The organism is Streptomyces sp. NPDC001828 (assembly GCF_042892175.1).
Lineage (GTDB): Bacteria > Actinomycetota > Actinomycetes > Streptomycetales > Streptomycetaceae > Streptomyces.
In genome coordinates, this window is sequence record NZ_JBIATV010000001.1 from 580,562 (window position 1) to 595,120 (window position 14,559).

Consider the following 14,559-nt stretch of genomic DNA (forward strand, 5'->3'; position numbering starts at 1 on the left):
TCAGCTCACCCGTACCCGGGGGTCGAGGAAGACCGTGGCGATGTCCGCGAGGATCGCGCCGATCGCGGTCAGGGCCGCGGCGAAGGCGGCCGTCGCGACCGTGCCGTGCACGTCGTTCTTGCTGATGGTCTGCACGAAGTAGCGGCCCATGCCGTTCCAGCCGAAGATGGTCTCGGTGATGATGGCGCCGGTGAAGATGGCGGGCACGCTGAACGCCACGGACGTCGCCGTCGGGATGAGCGCCGTGCGCAGGGCGTGCCGGCGGATCGCCTGGGCCCGGGTGAGGCCGGTCGCCTGCGCGGTGCGGACGAAGTCGGCGTTGATGGTGTCGAGCAGCAGTGAGCGCTGCGTCAGGTGATAGCCGACGTATCCCATCAGGGTCAGCGTGAGCGTGGGCAGGATCAGGTGCAGGAGCCGGTCGCCGATCGTGGGCAACAGGCCTTGCACGTTGGGGGAGTTCTCCCCGGCCACGTACAGGAAGTGCAGTCCGGCGTGCTGGTTCAGCCAGATGGCGACGAAGACGACGGCGAGCGCGGCGACGGAGGCCGGGATGTTGAACACCACGATGGACACGGCCTGCGAGACGCGGTCGGCCCAGCCGTACTGCCGCGAGGCGGTGTACACGCCGAGCGCGACGCCGGCCACGATGGACAGGACCGTCGCGCTGACCACCAGTTCCGCGCTGACCAGCGACCGGTAGCCGATCTCCCCGTTGACGGAGACGCCGGTGGGGGACTTGCCCCAGTCGAACCGGAGGACCACCGAGGTGACCCAGTCCCACCAGCGGTGCACCACCGGCACGCGCGGGTCGAGGTTGTACGGCGCGAGCGCCAGGTCGATCTGCGCCTCACTGCGTACGGGCCTTTGGCCCTGGTAGTTCGACCTGGGGTCGAGGAACCAACTGGCGAGGAAATAGGTCGCGTTGGTCGCGACCGCGATCATCAGAAGCCAGCCGGCCGCCTTGCGGGTCACATAGCGCAGCACGCCCGCCACCTCCTCACCCGATGCGAGAAGTGCGCCGGGTGGGCGCTGGGTCCGAGGGAGGTGAGCATGTGCCGTGAAGCCTTCTGGGGGAACGGAACGTGGGTTACCGGGGTGCGGTGTGATCACTTTGGTCCGTACCTGGCGGCCGGCGCCAGGCTGTGGCCGGTGCTGCCACGAGGCCGAAACACCACCGCAGTAAACCGCCCGGTATCAACCGGTTCGCTCGCGCCTGCTCCACACTCGCGTTACGTTCACCGCCGGCCGCTGGCCGCGCAGGTACCAACTAGGTACCATGGCGTCATGCCGTCCTTGAACATCACCTTCACCGACGAGGAACTCGAAGCGGTCCGGGCCGCAGCGGCCGCCGACGGAAAGTCCCTGAAGCAGTACGTCCACGACCTGCCGCTGCGCGAACAGCAGCGCCTGCAGTTCGTCCGGTACGCGCTGTCTTGGGGCGAGCAGCAGCGGGCCGAGTTCGACGAGGCCTTCCCGGACGAAGCGCCGCCGCACTCCCGCACCGAGGGGGCGGACGCCGCCTGATGGTCCTCTACATCGACGTCCCGTGGCTCCTGGACGTCCAGGAGCAGGCTGTCCCCGAAGACGTGAGCGTCGCCGACTACTCCGCCCTGGTCGCGGCCGTCGCCCGGCACAAGACCCGCATCCCCCGCCCCGCGACCGCCGACCCGGAACCGTCCTGGCGTGCGGCGGCCCTGCTGCACACCTTGGTCCGCCTGCAGCCGCTGCCCCACCGCAACAGCCTGTACGCCTGCCAGGTGACGGCCGCCTACATGTACGCCTCGGGCGAGGGCATAGACCCGCCGTACGGCGCGATGGTCGACCTCGTACGCGACATCCAGGCCGGAAAGGTGAGCGTCTACCAGGCCGCCGACCGGATCCGGGCCTGGCGCATCTGACGGGGGGCCGGTGGAGCGCCGGTGCGCGCGGCGCCGCGATTGCATGCGCACATCCGGCGCATTCCGGTCATATCGCCTATCGTCGAGAGCCCGGATCCGGGGGTTCGAAGCCCTGACGGAGGAGAGCGGATCGTGGCGAAGGCGTACCTGGTGGGGAGTGGCATCGCGGGGCTCGCGGCGGCGGCGTTCCTGATTCGGGACGGGGGGTTCGCCGGGCCCGACATCGTTCTCCTGGAGGAGCAGGACCGGGAGGGCGGCAGTCTCGACGCGGCCGGTTCGCCCGAGACCGGTTACACCATGCGCGGGGGCCGCATGTTCGAGGTGCACTTCGACTGCACCTACGACCTGCTGAGTTCGGTCCCCTCGCTCGACGACCCGGCGAAGTCGGTGACCGAGGACACCTTCGCCTTCCACGACGACTTCGCTTGGGACGACCACGCGCGCCTCGTCGACGCGACGGGCAAGGTGACCGCCGCGCACTCGATGGGCTTCTCCGAGCGCGACCGCCTGGAGCTGGTCAGGTGTGTGGCCACCCCCGAGCGGCAGTTGGACGGCAAGCGCATCACGGACTGCTTCAGCCCCGAGTTCTTCACCACCAACTTCTGGTGGATGTGGTGCACCACGTTCGCCTTCGAACCGTGGCACAGCGCCATCGAGTTCCGTCGCTACCTGAACCGGTTCGTGCACCTCTTCAAGACGTTCGACAGCATGTCCGGCATCTACCGCACCCGGTTCAACCAGTTCGACTCCATCGTCCGGCCCCTGCTGAAGTGGCTGACCGACCAGGGTGTGACCCTTCAGCTCGGCACCCGGGTCACCGATGTGCGGCTCGCCGAGGGGGACGCGCTCACCGCGACCGGGCTGACCTGGACCAGGGGCGGCAGGAGCGAGGAGATCGCGCTCGCCCCGGGCGACCTCGTCATGGTCACCAACGGGTCGATGACGGCCAACTCGACCCTGGGCTCCACCGACACCGCCCCCGCCCTCGACACCTCCGGCTCCAGCGGGTCCTGGAAGCTGTGGGAGACCCTCGCCGCCAAGCGGCCCGGCCTCGGCAACCCGTCGGTGTTCGACACCTCCGTGCCCGACTCCACCTGGGAGTCGTTCACGGTCACCACCAAGGACCCCACCTTCTTCAAGCTGATGGAGGAGTTCAGCGGCAGCGAGGCGGGCAAGGGCGGCCTGATCACCTTCAAGGACTCCAACTGGCTCCTGACCATCGTCCTCAACCACCAGCCGCACTTCCGCGAGCAGCCCGAGGACACCTTCGTCTGGTGGGGCTACGCCCTGTTCCCCGACAAGGAGGGCGACTTCGTCAAGAAGCCGATGGCCCGGTGCACCGGCGCGGAGATCCTGGACGAGGTGCTCCAGCACCTCCGCTTCGAGCAGGGTCCGCAGATCCTGGAGAGCTCGATCGTCATCCCGGCCCTGATGCCGTACATCACCAGCCAGTTCCTCGTACGCGGTCACGGCGACCGCCCCGACGTCGTACCCGAGAAGTCCACCAACCTGGCGTTCATCGGCCAGTACGCCGAGGTCCCCGAGGACGTGGTGTTCACCGTCGAGTACTCGGTGCGCACGGCCTGGACGGCGGTGGCCGGGCTGCTGCGCCTCGACAAGCAGCCGCCACCCGTCTACAAGGGCCGGCACAACCCCAAGGTGCTCGTCGAAGCCCTGGAGACACTGCACCGGCGGTGACCGGCGGCCCACGTAGGCTCGGGGCCATGGGCAGTGAGATGGGATTGCGCGAGCGCAAGCGGCGGCAGACGTACGAAGCGGTGTCCGAGGCCGCGATCGGGTTGTTCCTCGAGCGCGGCTTCGACAAGGTCTCCGTCGCCGAGGTCGCCGCGGCCGCCGGGATCTCCAAGCCCACCCTCTTCCGCTACTTCCCGGCCAAGGAAGACCTCGTACTGCACCGGTTCGCCGACCACGAGGACGAAGCGGCCCGCGTCGTCGCCGCGGGCCGGGCCGCCGGCCTCGCACCGCTGCCCGCTCTGCACACCCACTTCCGCGCGGGCCTGGAGCGCCACGACCCGGTGACCGGGCTCTGCGACAACGCCCATGTGCGTGCCTACCACGCCATGCTGTACGGCACGCCGAGCCTGGTGGCCCGGCTCTACGGATACCAGGGCCGGTCGGAGCAGGCGCTCGCCACGGAGCTCGGCGACGGGCTCGGCGCACGCGTCGCGGCCGGCCAGATCATCGCCGTACAACGCGTCCTCGCCGAGGAGAACTGGCGCCGGATCGCGGAGGGCCAGAGCGCCGAGTCGCTGTACGAGGAGGCGCTGGACGCGGCGGACGGAGCGTTCCGGCAGCTGGCGCGCGGGCTCGGGGGCGAGTACGGGCAGGCGTGACACCGGGTCGGCGGTGACCGGCGCTCGCGGCGGCCGCGGCCGTGCGCCCGCTGTCGGCTGCCGCCCGCTCGCCCAATATTTTGTTACCGAGTTAAAAATGTAACCGGGTTGCGCTATTCTGGTCCGCATGACGTCACCCGACCGACGGCTCGGCCGCGTACTCGACCAGGAGCGGACCTATCACGACACCTGTCGTGCGGCCCTGGCCGCGATGACCGAGGGGGCCGGCGAGCGCGTCGTCAGCGGCGAGAACGCCTTCGCCTCCGGCGCCGACGCCGAGGTGCTCGGGTATCAACTCCGCAGCTGGGCCAAGGAGTTGAGGGAGATGCCGGAAGGGCCGCTGTTCTTCGGGCGGCTCGACTTCGACGCGACGGCCGACGCCGACCACGCCGGTCAGAGCTATCACATCGGCCGCCGCCGCATCAGCGAGCACCCCTCCGCCCCGCCCCTCGTCGTCGACTGGCGCGCCCCCGTCTCGCGCCGCTTCTACCAGGCGAGCGCCCGCGACCCGCAGGGCGTCGAGGTCCGTCGCAGGTTCGGCTGGGCGCAGGGCAGCCGGGGGGCCGCCGAGGATCTGACGGGCCTGGAGGACGAGCGCCTCGCGGCCGGGGAGGCGAGCGGGGCGAGCGCGATCCTCACCGGGGAGATCGAGCGCCCCCGCGTCGGCCCCATGCGGGACATCGCCGCGACCATCCAGCCCGAACAGGACGACCTCGTACGCTCCGAACTCGTGCAGTCCGTCTGTGTGCAGGGCGCCCCCGGCACCGGGAAGACCGCCGTCGGCCTGCACCGCGCGGCCTACCTGCTCTACACCCATCCGCAGCGCATCCAGCGTCGCGGCCTGCTGGTGCTCGGGCCCAACCGCACCTTCCTGTCCTACGTCTGCGAAGTCCTCCCCGCGCTCGGCGAGAACGACATCCGGCAGTCGACCGTGGACGAGGAAGTCGCGCGCGAGACCCGTGGACGGGAGGTCGGGGCGGTCGACGAACCGGCGGCTGCGGCCGTCAAGCACGACGCGCGGATGGCCGAGGTACTGCGCCGGGCGCTGTACGGGCGGATCGCGGGTCCCGTCAACTCCGTTGCGCTGCGCGAGGGTTCGTCCACCTGGCGCCTCGCGCGGCACGAACTGGCGTCGATCGTCGAGGCGGTGCTGGAGGAGGCGCCGCCGTACGCGACCGGGCGGGAGCGGGTGCGCAGCCGGGCGGTCCGGGCGATCCAGCTCCAGGCCGAGCGCCGGGCCGGCCCCGTGAACCACGTATGGCTCCAGAAGATCACCAGAGCACGTCCGGTGAAGGAGTACGTCGACACGGTGTGGCCGAAGGCGAAGCCGGAGGAAGTGCTGGCCGAACTGCTCGCGGACGCCGACGCCTTGGCACGGGCGGCCGACGGGGTCCTGGACGCCGGGGAGCGGAAGGCGCTGCTCTGGGCGAAGCCGCCGCGCTCGTGGAAGTCGGCGAAGTGGTCGCCGGCCGATCTGGTACTGCTCGACGAGGTGTCCGGTCTCATCGAACACCCCCAAGGCTATGGGCACATCGTCGTCGACGAGGCGCAGGACCTGTCCCCGATGCAGTGCCGCGCGATCGCCCGGCGCGCGGTGTTCGGCTCGCTGACGGTCCTCGGCGACCTCGCCCAGGGCACCACGCCGTGGGCGGCCCGCGACTGGGGCACCCAGCTGACCCATCTGGGCAAGCCGGACGCCGTGGTGGTCCCGCTGACCACCGGGTTCCGGGTGCCGGCCGCGATCGTTGAGCTGGCCAACCGGCTGCTGCCCGCCCTGGACGTGGACGTGCCGTCTGGTCAGTCCCTGCGCGGGGACGGCCAGTTGAGCCGTCGGCGGGTGGCGGCGCCGGGCGAGCTGGCCGCGGCGGTGGTCGAGGCGGTGCGGGCCGCGCTGGGGCGTGAGGGTTCGGTGGGCGTGATCGCCGCCGACCGCGAGGTGCCCGCACTGGCCGAGGCCCTCGCGTCGGCGGCCATCGACACGGCCGCCGGATCCCGCGTCGCCCTGCTGCCCGCGACGCTGGCCAAGGGCCTCGAATACGACCACGTCGTGGCGGTGGAACCGGCCGAGATCGCTGCGTCGGAGGACCGGGGACTGCACCGGCTCTACGTGGTCCTGACGCGGGCGGTGTCGGGTCTGGAGATCGTCCACAGCAGGCCGCTGCCCGACGAACTGGCCGAACGCGCCGCGTGACGCGGGCCCGCCCTCCGTCCCGTTCGCCGAGGCGCGCTCACCGCCCCCGCGCCGACCCGGCCTCGGCCCCGGACAGGGCCCCGGGCTCCGGGTCGGGGGCGGGGCGGGCGGTCCGCATGCGGGTGAAGGCGTAGACGCAGCCCGCGAGGGCCAGGTCGGACAGCAGCATGAAGCCGATCGAGTACGAGTCCTTCGCGCTGTAGATCGCGCCCATGACCAGGGGCGGCACGAATCCGCCGAGGCCGCCCATCGCGCCGACGATCCCGGTCACGCTGCCCACCTGGGGCTGGGGCGTCACCTGGGAGACCAGCGCGAACACGCTGCCGCTCGCCGTGCCGAGGCCCGCGCCCATGCACAGCAGGGCGATGGTGCCGCCCGGGTACAGCGTGGGGTCGAAGGCCTGCACGATGGCGAGCAGAGCGACCAGACCGAGGGCGACGGCCGTCACCACGGCGGGGTGGACGCGGTCCGAGAGCCAGCCGCCGATCGGGCGGAAGACGACGGTCGCCAGCGCGAACCCCGCGGCCTTGGAACCCGCGTCCGTCGGCGACAGCTCGTACCAGGTCTTCAGATAGGTCGGCAGGTACACGCCGAACGCGACGATTCCGCCGAACCCGATCGCGTACAGCGCGGACAGTTCCCACGTCACGCGCAGCCGGCCCGCGCTGCCGAGCCGTGCGGCGAGCGACGCCGTCGGGACGGGCCGGTCGGGGCGGTCCGTGATCAGCAGCGCCGCGAGGACGGCGTAGGCGGCCAGCGCGATCGCCACGACGAGGAACGGCACGTGATAGCCGTGCTTGGCGATGCGGGGCGTGAGGTATCCCGAGAGGGCGACACCGCCCATGCCCATGCCGAACACGCCGAGCGCGAAGCCCCGCTTGTGCGGCGGGAACCAGGAGTTGACCAGGGGGATGCCGATCGCGAAGGTGGTGCCGCCGAGGCCCAGCAGGAAGCCGACCACCAGCATCAGGCCGTAGCTGTCGCGCGCCGGGATCAGCAGGAGCACCGGCACGATGGTGAGCGCCGACATGAGCGGGAACATCAGCTTCGCGCCGTAGCGGTCGGTGAGCGCACCGACCGGGATCCGCCCGAGCGACCCGACGAGCACCGGGACCGCGACGAGCAGCGACTGTTGCAGCGAGCTGAGGTGCAGCCGGTCCTTGTAGTCACCGGCCAGGGGAGCGATCAGGTCCCACGCCCAGAACGTCAGCGTGAACCCGACCGTCGCCATCACCAGGTTGCGGTACGCGGCGGCTGAGGGCTTCGTAACGGTGTCCACGCCCCCAGTCAAGGTGCCGGGCCGCACCGGAGCGCGCCGGGCTACGCCGTACGGGGGACCGCCGGGGGCTGCCCCGTTCCGGGCGGGCCGGTGCCCGGAGCGGGCTGTCGTACCGGCCCGTTAGGCTCGGACACGTACGTGGAAGCACCTTCCCACGGGGGGAAACGCATGACGATCCACCGGCCGGGCCTGCCCGGCGACCTGCCCGGGCCCGAGCTCCTGAGGGCGCGCTGGGGCCTGCTCGCGATCCTGGAGGCGTCGGCGGAGGAGGAGAGCCTCCCCAGCGTGCACCGCACGGGCCACTGGGCCGACGGCGGCGGCCTCCATCTCGACGACTGCGGCTGTACGTGGTGGACCCTGGCCCGGATGGGCGAGGGCCGGTTCGTGCTCTACGGGGAGGACGAGTCGAGCGACGTCAAATGGCACAAGCCCGCCATCGACATGCTGGCCGGCGCCCCCGGGTGGCTTCCGTTCGACAGGCTCCGCGATCTGATCGAGGGCTATGAGCTCGGCTGCGTCTACTGGTACGAGAACGGCGCCTGGGCGCGTGCCCCCTACCCCGAGGGCCTCGGCGACGACGGCCTGGACTGCGGGATGAGCCGGTTCGCGGACCGGGCCGACGTGCTGGACGCCATCGACCTGGGCGAGGGTGCGGGCATCGGCCCGGAGACGCTCCTGGACGGCGCTGAACGGGGCGAGCTGACGGCCGAGTTGGTGGAGTCCCTGGTGTCCGGGTCCGAGTACGACCACTGGGACCTCCCCGCCATGCTGCGGGCCCTGAGCCTGACGGGCCTTTCGGAGCGTGGCGGGGAGGGGGTGAGCATTGTTGACGGTTCGTCACATGCTGGTCAGGTGAGCTGAGTTGCCGGGTCTACGGTCCACGGACCCGAAGGCGGGGCCGTCCGTTCGTCAGAGGATTTCGATGGAGTTGACCTTCGGCGGACGGTTCGGGAACGTGATGTCGGTCCAGCGGTTGATCTTCACCGAGTCGCCGTTGGCGTCGTAGTAGATCAAGTCGTTGTTGCCCGTGGAGATCCGGTCGACCCACCAGCCGCCGAAGTTCGTCCGCCCCCGGTTCGCATAGCAGTCGACGCTCTGGCTGCCGCCGCTGTGCGACCAGATCTTGAGGAAGTTCTCACCGCCGCGGCACTCGACGTGGTCGATGGCGAAGGCGTTGCCGGTCGGCATGACGAAGGTGATCGCCGCGGTCGCGGCGAACGCCACGGCAATGGAGCGCGCGGCTTTCCTGGTCTTAGAGATCACGAGTTCTCCTTCATTCGAGTTCGCTCGGCGGTCCGCCGAGTTCGAACCGGGAGGTCATTTCGCCCAGGACGACGATCCTGTGAACTGGCTGTGCAGGGCAACGATGTTGGGGATACCCGGCCGGAATATGCCCACCGATGTCCGGATCGCGCCTAGTTGGGCGGTGTGAGTAGGTCTGGCGTCCGGTCCTTACACACATGTGCGCGGCGCTGAGCACACCTGCCCCAGGGCTGGACACACGGCGGAGCGCAGACCGGATGATTCCGGTCTGCGCTCCGGGTGTTCGGGGCGGGGCTACCGCCGGCCCGTGTGCTGGTCCTCCCTGACCGCGCGGAGTTCCGGGAAGGGCATGCGGATCCGGGCCGCCAGATAGGACAGGCCCGTGGTGCCCGCCGTGCCGCGCAGGGTGCCGACCGTGCGGTCCACCAGGGAGAGATGGGTGATCTTCCAGCGCCAGAACGAGTAGCCGACGTCGAGCATCGCCTCGGCCAGGCGGTGCTCGACGCCCGCGCCCGCCGCGCCGTGCTCGCACACCTCCTCGACATCGGTCGCCCTGGCGGCCAGGGCCTTGAGGTAGGCGCTGTACAGCGGGCTCGTCGCTCCGTCGGACGCGGTGCCGAGCCGGTCGTCCAGGGCGTGGAAGCCGTCCGACTGGGCGCCGCTCGCCGTGCCGAGGTAGCCCCGGAACGCCGCGAAGTGCTGGATCGGCAGGCGTTCCAGGAGCCGTACGGTCTCGTCCAGGATGCGGACCATGCCCGTCACCCGGCCCAGGTGTTCCAGGGCGCGCTCGGGGCCGTCCCAGTCCGGCGAGCCGTCCGCCTCCGCGAGGGCGTCCACCGCCGCGTCGATGTCCACGGCGGCCTGCGCGAGCCAGAGTTCGCTCGTCTGGTGGGCCACGATGAAGAAGCGCTCGGCCGTCTCGACGGCCGGGTCCTTGCCCGCCGGATAGAGCGGGTGCTGGAGGGCGAGCAGCTGTTCCAGACAGAGGTAGCGCGGGTAGTCGGGTGGGCTCATGGGTGCCCGCCGCTCGCCCGTCGCTCGGCGGTGTAGGCGAGCAGGCGCTCGACTCCGGTGTCCAGTTCCTGGGGGTCGCCGCAGAAGGCGAGGCGCACCAGGGTCCTCGCCTCGGGGGCGGGCTCCGCCGACAGCGTCCGGACCGACTCGGAGACGACGGGGCGCAGCGCGAACCCGCCGGCCGGCGCGAGGCCCACGTCGTACTGGTCGAGCAGGCCCTGCACGAAGACCTCCGCGTCGTCGCACACCCCCGCGACGTCGAGGACCGCGTACCAGCCGCCCTGCGGAAGCTCCGCGAGCAGCCCGGCGTCCCGCAGCGCGGGCAGCGCCCGGTCGCGGTTGGCGCGTACGAGGGCCGCGTTGCGCACCGCGCTGTCGCGCGACTTGAGCGCGGTCAGGCCCGCGTACTGCACCGGCGTCGACGGGCTGACCAGGCTCGCCTCCTGGACCACCCGCATCGCGTCGGCGGCCCGGCGGTTCGGAGTCACCACATAGCCCAGCCGGTACCCGGTCATGGCCAGGCTCTTGGAGAAGGAGAACGTCGAGGAGATCCGGCGTTCGTCCTCCGGGAGGCCGCGTTCGAGGGAGGCGAACGAGGTGTGCTCGCCGTCGTAGACGAAGTGCTCGTACGCCTCGTCGCTGATGATCTGGACGTCGCGCTCCCGGGCCACCGCGAGGATCGCGCCGAGCTCGGCCGCGCCGAGGACGGCGCCGGTCGGGTTGGCGGGGGAGTTGATGAGGATCGCGCGGGTCCGGGAGGTGACGGCCGCGCGGATGCCCTCGGCGGTCGGACGGAAGTCCGGGCCCAGCGGATAGAAGACCGGGCGGAACCCGGCGAGCAGGCACTGCTGGAGGTGGATCGGCCAGTGCAGCTCCGGCAGCAGCAGCTCGTCCCCGGGCTCGGCCAGGGACTGCATCAGGGCGGCCAGGCCCTGGCAGGAGCCGGGGGTCACGAAGATGTGGTCGGGTGAGGTGCGGTGGCCGTTCTCCATCTCCAGCTTGACGGCCAGCGCCTCGCGCAGCGCGGGCATCCCCTCGGCGGAGGTGTAGGCGGTGCGGCCGGTGCGCACGGCCTCCGCCACGGCCTCGGCGACCTCCCGCGGCGGCTTGAAGTAGGGCTCTCCGACGTGGAGTTTGATGACCGGCCGGCCGGTCGCCCGCTCCCTTCGCTCCGCCGCGTTGAAGACCTCGTGCAGGCAGGAGGAGGGGATGGTGCCGGCCCGCGACACGGCGTTCACGAACGTCCCTGTCCGGCGACGGGGCCTTCGGCCCGGGCGACGGTGAACTCGTAGACGAAGAAGCTCTGGAGCGCCGCCTCGCGGTCGCCGATGACGTGCTTGGCCCGCTGCTGGAAGCCGTTGACGGCCAGTTCGTGCTCGACGATCAGCGGGGAGAGCTTGTGCTCCTCCTCGAAGGAGGTGACCACGTCGTCCTTGGTGATCTGCATCTCCGCGATCGCGACCATCCAGTTGTCGCGCTCGATGGCGTAGTCGATGACGAACTTGTACCAGTTCCACAGGGTCTTGCGGCGGCGGGTCTCCAGCTCGCGGGACCACTCGGGAACCGAGCCGTCCTTGTGGTACGCCGCTATCTCCTCGTCGCTGGCGAGCAGATAGCCGCCGCCGAGCTCGATGACCTCGGCGGACTTCAACCGTACCGCGTCCTCGGGAGTGCAGTACTCCGGACAGAACTCGTCGCCGAGTATCAACAGGCCGTGCTCGCCCAGGAGTTGGCGGGCGTGCGCGAGGTGGTTGTGCGGCAGGTGGTGGTGGCTGCCCCACGAGATCATGACGTCGAGCGGCTCCTGCCACTGCTCGAACGGGGAGCCGTAGACCTCGGCGCCCGGCTTGTCCGCGAGGCGGTCGCGGGCCTGCTCCAGCGGGTTGCGGGCCACGTCGTTGGCGATGACCCGGCAGTCCGGCAGCCGGTCGGCGATCATCCCGGCGAGCACGCCCGAGCCCGAGCCCACGTCCATGACGGTGAGCGGCCTGCCGAGTTCCTCGCGCCGGGCCGCGACGCGCTCCACGATGAGCAGATCGCCGTCGGAGATGTCGGGGTGGCCGTCGCGCATGATGGCGCCCACGTCGATGGTGCGGAACTCCTCGCGGGTGTAGATGGTGCTTTCCTCGATGACTGTCTCGGTGGTGCCGTCAACGGTTTCCATGTGCCTGATTCCTTCCGCGTCGCCGCTTTCCGATTCGGTGATCACGCGCTACGTCCCCCGTCGATGGCGACCAGCGCACCGGTGACCCAGCCCGAGGCTTCCGGGTCCAGCAGATTGCACACCCACCCGGCGATGTCGTCGGGTGTTCCGAAGCGACCGAGCGGGGTCGCCTCGACCATGTCCGCGACCAGGTCGCGGGTGGCTCGCTCGTCAAGGCCCAGGTCCCCGTACATGGGGGTGTCCACCGGGCCGGGCAGGATGGCGTTGACCCTCACCCGTGGCGCCAGCTCACGCGCCAGGGAGCGGGTCAGACTGTTGAGCGCCGCCTTCGTCGCCCCGTACAACGCGCGGCCCGGCATCGCGAGCGCGCCGCCGACCGAGGAGACGTTGACGACGGCGCCCTGTCGCGCGCGCAGTTCGGGCAGGGCCGCGCGGATGAGGTGGACGGGGCCGAGGAGGTTGACGCCCAGCATGGCCTCCAGGTCGGCGAGGTCCGCCTTCTCGATCGGCGCGAACCGGGCGAGACCCGCGTTGTTGACCAGGCCGTCCACCGTGCCGAACCGCTCGACGGCGGCCTCGACCGCGGACCGCGCCCCGCGCTCGGTGCTGATGTCGGCGGAGTGGACCTGGGCCCGGTCCCCGCCCTCGGCGTCCGCTGCCTCGCGCAGCGCGTCGGCCCGGCGGCCGACCAGCGTGACCGATGCTCCGGCGGCCAGCAGCCTGCGGGCCACGGCCCGACCGATTCCGGTGCCGGCCCCGGTGACCACCATGCTCTTTCCATCGAGGCTCATGGACGTGTGGCCCACTTTCCTTGTTCCGTGGACAGGCGACCTGGACATGCGCTCCGACGGAGGCGGCCGCGTGCGTCGCGGGCCGCGGACGTGCCGTCGCGGCTTACGTTAGGGCGCCGCCGGAAGAGGCAGACGAATTCTTTCAGTGGCCGAAAAGAACCCGGCTCACGTGCCGTACGGCCCTACACGCGCCGGATGAGCGTGATGCCTTCCCGCACCGTGAGCACGACCTGCTCGACCCTCGGGTCGTCGCGGACCTTCTCGTTGAAGGCCCGCAGCGCGACGGTGTCCTCGTTCTGGTCCAGCGGGTTGGCCACCCCGCCGAACTGGAGCACGTTGTCCGCCGCGATGACCCCGCCCTCCGAGAGCAGCGGCAGCACCCGGTCGTAGTACGCGCTGTAGCCCGTCTTGTCGGCGTCCAGGAAGACGAAGTCGAACGGGCCCTGGAGGTCGTCGAGTTGAGCGAGAGCCGGGCCCTCGCGCAGCTCCACCCGGTCCGCCCAGGGCGAGGCCGCGATGTGCCGGCGGGCGATCTCGGCGTGCACCGGGTCGATCTCGCAGGTCACCAGGTGCCCGTCCGGCGGGAGCTGGGCCGCCATCGACAGAGCCGAATAGCCGGTGAACGTGCCGATCTCCAGCACCCGGCGAGGGCGCAGCATGTGGAGCAGCATCGCCAGGAACCGGCCCTCCATCGGGCCGACCATCATCTGCGGAAGGTCGCAGACCTTGCGGGTCTCCTCGGCGAGGGCGGCCAGCCACGGCGGCTCGCCGGTGGAGTACTCCTCGGCGTACGCGTCGACCTTGGGCCTGACGATCATGAGCTCTCCCTGTCCGCGGTGGTCAGCAGCCAGGAGGCGAGGGTCTCTTCCTGGCCGCGGAGGTAGAAGTGGTCCCCGTCGAAGAGGCGGAACGCGAAGGCGCCGCCGGTCACTTCGGCCCAGGCCCGGGCCTCGGGCTCGGTCACCTCGGGGTCCTTGTCGCCCAGGCACGCGGCGACCGGGCAGCCCACCCGGGTCTCGGGGCGCGGCCGGTACCGCTCGACCAGGCGGTAGTCGGCGCGCAGCGTCGGCAGGACGACCTTGCGGACCTGCGCGTTGCCGAGCAGCGCGGCAGGGGTCGCGCCGAGCCGGGACAGTTCGTACCACAGGGCCGCGTCGTCGAGGTGCTTGTCGCCGGGCTTGTGGAAGCGGGGTGCCGGGCGGCCGGAGACGGCGAGCAGCGAGGGCCCCACGCCGTGCCGGGCCTCCAGGCGGGCCGCCACCTCGTGGGCGACCGCCGCGCCCATGCTGTGGCCGAAGAACAGCACCTCGCGGTCGAAGGCGGGCAGCAGCGCTTCGGTGATGCGCCCCACCAGGCGGTCCATGTCGTCGATGTGCGGCTCGTCGAGCCGGTCCTCGCGCCCCGGGTACTGGACGACGACCGGCTCCACCCACGGCGGCATGCGCTTGGCGAACGGGCGGTAGAAGCTGGCCGAGCCGCCGCCGTGCGGAAAGATGACGAGGCGCCGGCGCGCGCCCGGCCGGGGCCAGTAGCAGCGGAACCAGGTGCGGTAGGGCGCGTCCGCGCCCGGTGGCCTGTTCACGTGCGGCTCCTCGGGTCGCGATC

15 protein-coding genes are annotated in these 14,559 nt (G+C 71.1%); 6 read left to right on the plus strand and 9 right to left on the minus strand.

What is annotated here, in order from left to right:
- A complete protein-coding gene (locus ACFYZA_RS02750; RefSeq protein WP_388486539.1) occupies positions 1–984 on the minus strand; it encodes an ABC transporter permease in 984 nt (327 codons plus the stop codon).
- Between the two features lie 300 nt (positions 985–1,284).
- Between ACFYZA_RS02750 and ACFYZA_RS02755 the strand changes: the two genes are divergently transcribed.
- The 5 genes from ACFYZA_RS02755 to ACFYZA_RS02775 all read left to right on the plus strand — a co-directional run bounded on the left by ACFYZA_RS02755 (position 1,285) and on the right by ACFYZA_RS02775 (position 6,443).
- Entirely contained in the window at positions 1,285–1,524 is a 240-nt protein-coding gene (locus ACFYZA_RS02755; protein WP_382584179.1) for a hypothetical protein, read from the plus strand.
- A complete protein-coding gene (locus ACFYZA_RS02760; protein ID WP_114034648.1) occupies positions 1,524–1,898 on the plus strand; it encodes a toxin Doc in 375 nt (124 codons plus the stop codon). The genes ACFYZA_RS02755 and ACFYZA_RS02760 overlap by 1 nt, the downstream gene beginning before the upstream one ends.
- A gap of 132 nt (positions 1,899–2,030) precedes the next feature.
- Entirely contained in the window at positions 2,031–3,596 is a 1,566-nt protein-coding gene (locus tag ACFYZA_RS02765) for an oleate hydratase (RefSeq protein WP_388486542.1), read from the plus strand.
- Between the two features lie 26 nt (positions 3,597–3,622).
- Positions 3,623–4,252 (plus strand): TetR family transcriptional regulator, encoded by a 630-nt coding sequence (locus ACFYZA_RS02770; protein WP_382584173.1) that lies wholly within the window; start codon positions 3,623–3,625, stop codon positions 4,250–4,252.
- A gap of 127 nt (positions 4,253–4,379) precedes the next feature.
- Positions 4,380–6,443 carry a HelD family protein gene (locus ACFYZA_RS02775; RefSeq protein ID WP_388486544.1) on the plus strand — a complete coding sequence of 688 codons (2,064 nt, stop codon included), beginning with the start codon at positions 4,380–4,382 and terminating at the stop codon, positions 6,441–6,443.
- Positions 6,444–6,480: 37 nt separating this feature from the next.
- On the opposite strand, the gene ACFYZA_RS02780 is transcribed toward ACFYZA_RS02775, so the two are convergent.
- Complete coding sequence (locus ACFYZA_RS02780) at positions 6,481–7,674, minus strand: MFS transporter (protein WP_382584648.1); 1,194 nt, start codon at positions 7,672–7,674, stop codon at positions 6,481–6,483.
- 216 nt (positions 7,675–7,890) lie between these two features.
- Here ACFYZA_RS02780 and ACFYZA_RS02785 point away from each other — a divergent pair, with 216 nt between their 5' ends.
- Entirely contained in the window at positions 7,891–8,583 is a 693-nt protein-coding gene (locus ACFYZA_RS02785; RefSeq protein ID WP_388486545.1) for a hypothetical protein, read from the plus strand.
- Positions 8,584–8,631: 48 nt separating this feature from the next.
- Here ACFYZA_RS02785 and ACFYZA_RS02790 read toward each other — a convergent pair whose 3' ends face one another.
- The 7 genes from ACFYZA_RS02790 to ACFYZA_RS02820 all read right to left on the minus strand — a co-directional run bounded on the left by ACFYZA_RS02790 (position 8,632) and on the right by ACFYZA_RS02820 (position 14,536).
- Entirely contained in the window at positions 8,632–8,985 is a 354-nt protein-coding gene (locus ACFYZA_RS02790; protein WP_382584163.1) for a beta/gamma crystallin domain-containing protein, read from the minus strand.
- Between the two features lie 294 nt (positions 8,986–9,279).
- Positions 9,280–9,999 (minus strand): tryptophan 2,3-dioxygenase family protein, encoded by a 720-nt coding sequence (locus tag ACFYZA_RS02795; RefSeq protein ID WP_382584159.1) that lies wholly within the window; start codon positions 9,997–9,999, stop codon positions 9,280–9,282.
- Complete coding sequence (locus ACFYZA_RS02800) at positions 9,996–11,237, minus strand: pyridoxal phosphate-dependent aminotransferase (RefSeq protein ID WP_382584156.1); 1,242 nt, start codon at positions 11,235–11,237, stop codon at positions 9,996–9,998. The genes ACFYZA_RS02795 and ACFYZA_RS02800 overlap by 4 nt, the downstream gene beginning before the upstream one ends.
- Positions 11,234–12,163 carry a class I SAM-dependent methyltransferase gene (locus ACFYZA_RS02805; protein WP_382584153.1) on the minus strand — a complete coding sequence of 310 codons (930 nt, stop codon included), beginning with the start codon at positions 12,161–12,163 and terminating at the stop codon, positions 11,234–11,236. The genes ACFYZA_RS02800 and ACFYZA_RS02805 overlap by 4 nt, the downstream gene beginning before the upstream one ends.
- 41 nt (positions 12,164–12,204) lie before the next feature.
- Entirely contained in the window at positions 12,205–12,954 is a 750-nt protein-coding gene (locus ACFYZA_RS02810) for an SDR family NAD(P)-dependent oxidoreductase (protein ID WP_382584150.1), read from the minus strand.
- A 182-nt stretch (positions 12,955–13,136) separates the two neighbouring features.
- Positions 13,137–13,772: an O-methyltransferase gene (locus ACFYZA_RS02815; RefSeq protein ID WP_388486550.1), complete on the minus strand. Its 636-nt coding sequence runs from the start codon at positions 13,770–13,772 to the stop codon at positions 13,137–13,139.
- Positions 13,769–14,536: a thioesterase II family protein gene (locus ACFYZA_RS02820; RefSeq protein ID WP_388486551.1), complete on the minus strand. Its 768-nt coding sequence runs from the start codon at positions 14,534–14,536 to the stop codon at positions 13,769–13,771. Before ACFYZA_RS02820 ends, ACFYZA_RS02815 begins: the two co-directional genes overlap by 4 nt.
- Between the last annotated feature and the right edge of the window lie 23 nt (positions 14,537–14,559).

What these genes read in the sequence shown, in the direction of transcription:
- ACFYZA_RS02755 (WP_382584179.1), top strand. Translation starts at nt 1,285, where the DNA reads ATGCCGTCCTTGAACATCACCTTCACCGACGAGGAACTCGAAGCGGTC.
- ACFYZA_RS02760 (WP_114034648.1), top strand. Translation starts at nt 1,524, where the DNA reads ATGGTCCTCTACATCGACGTCCCGTGGCTCCTGGACGTCCAGGAGCAG.
- ACFYZA_RS02770 (WP_382584173.1), top strand. Translation starts at nt 3,623, where the DNA reads ATGGGCAGTGAGATGGGATTGCGCGAGCGCAAGCGGCGGCAGACGTAC.
- ACFYZA_RS02775 (WP_388486544.1), top strand. Translation starts at nt 4,380, where the DNA reads ATGACGTCACCCGACCGACGGCTCGGCCGCGTACTCGACCAGGAGCGG.
- ACFYZA_RS02780 (WP_382584648.1), bottom strand. Translation starts at nt 7,674, where the DNA reads ATGGCGACGGTCGGGTTCACGCTGACGTTCTGGGCGTGGGACCTGATC.
- ACFYZA_RS02785 (WP_388486545.1), top strand. Translation starts at nt 7,891, where the DNA reads ATGACGATCCACCGGCCGGGCCTGCCCGGCGACCTGCCCGGGCCCGAG.
- ACFYZA_RS02795 (WP_382584159.1), bottom strand. Translation starts at nt 9,999, where the DNA reads ATGAGCCCACCCGACTACCCGCGCTACCTCTGTCTGGAACAGCTGCTC.
- ACFYZA_RS02805 (WP_382584153.1), bottom strand. Translation starts at nt 12,163, where the DNA reads ATGGAAACCGTTGACGGCACCACCGAGACAGTCATCGAGGAAAGCACC.
- ACFYZA_RS02810 (WP_382584150.1), bottom strand. Translation starts at nt 12,954, where the DNA reads ATGAGCCTCGATGGAAAGAGCATGGTGGTCACCGGGGCCGGCACCGGA.
- ACFYZA_RS02815 (WP_388486550.1), bottom strand. Translation starts at nt 13,772, where the DNA reads ATGATCGTCAGGCCCAAGGTCGACGCGTACGCCGAGGAGTACTCCACC.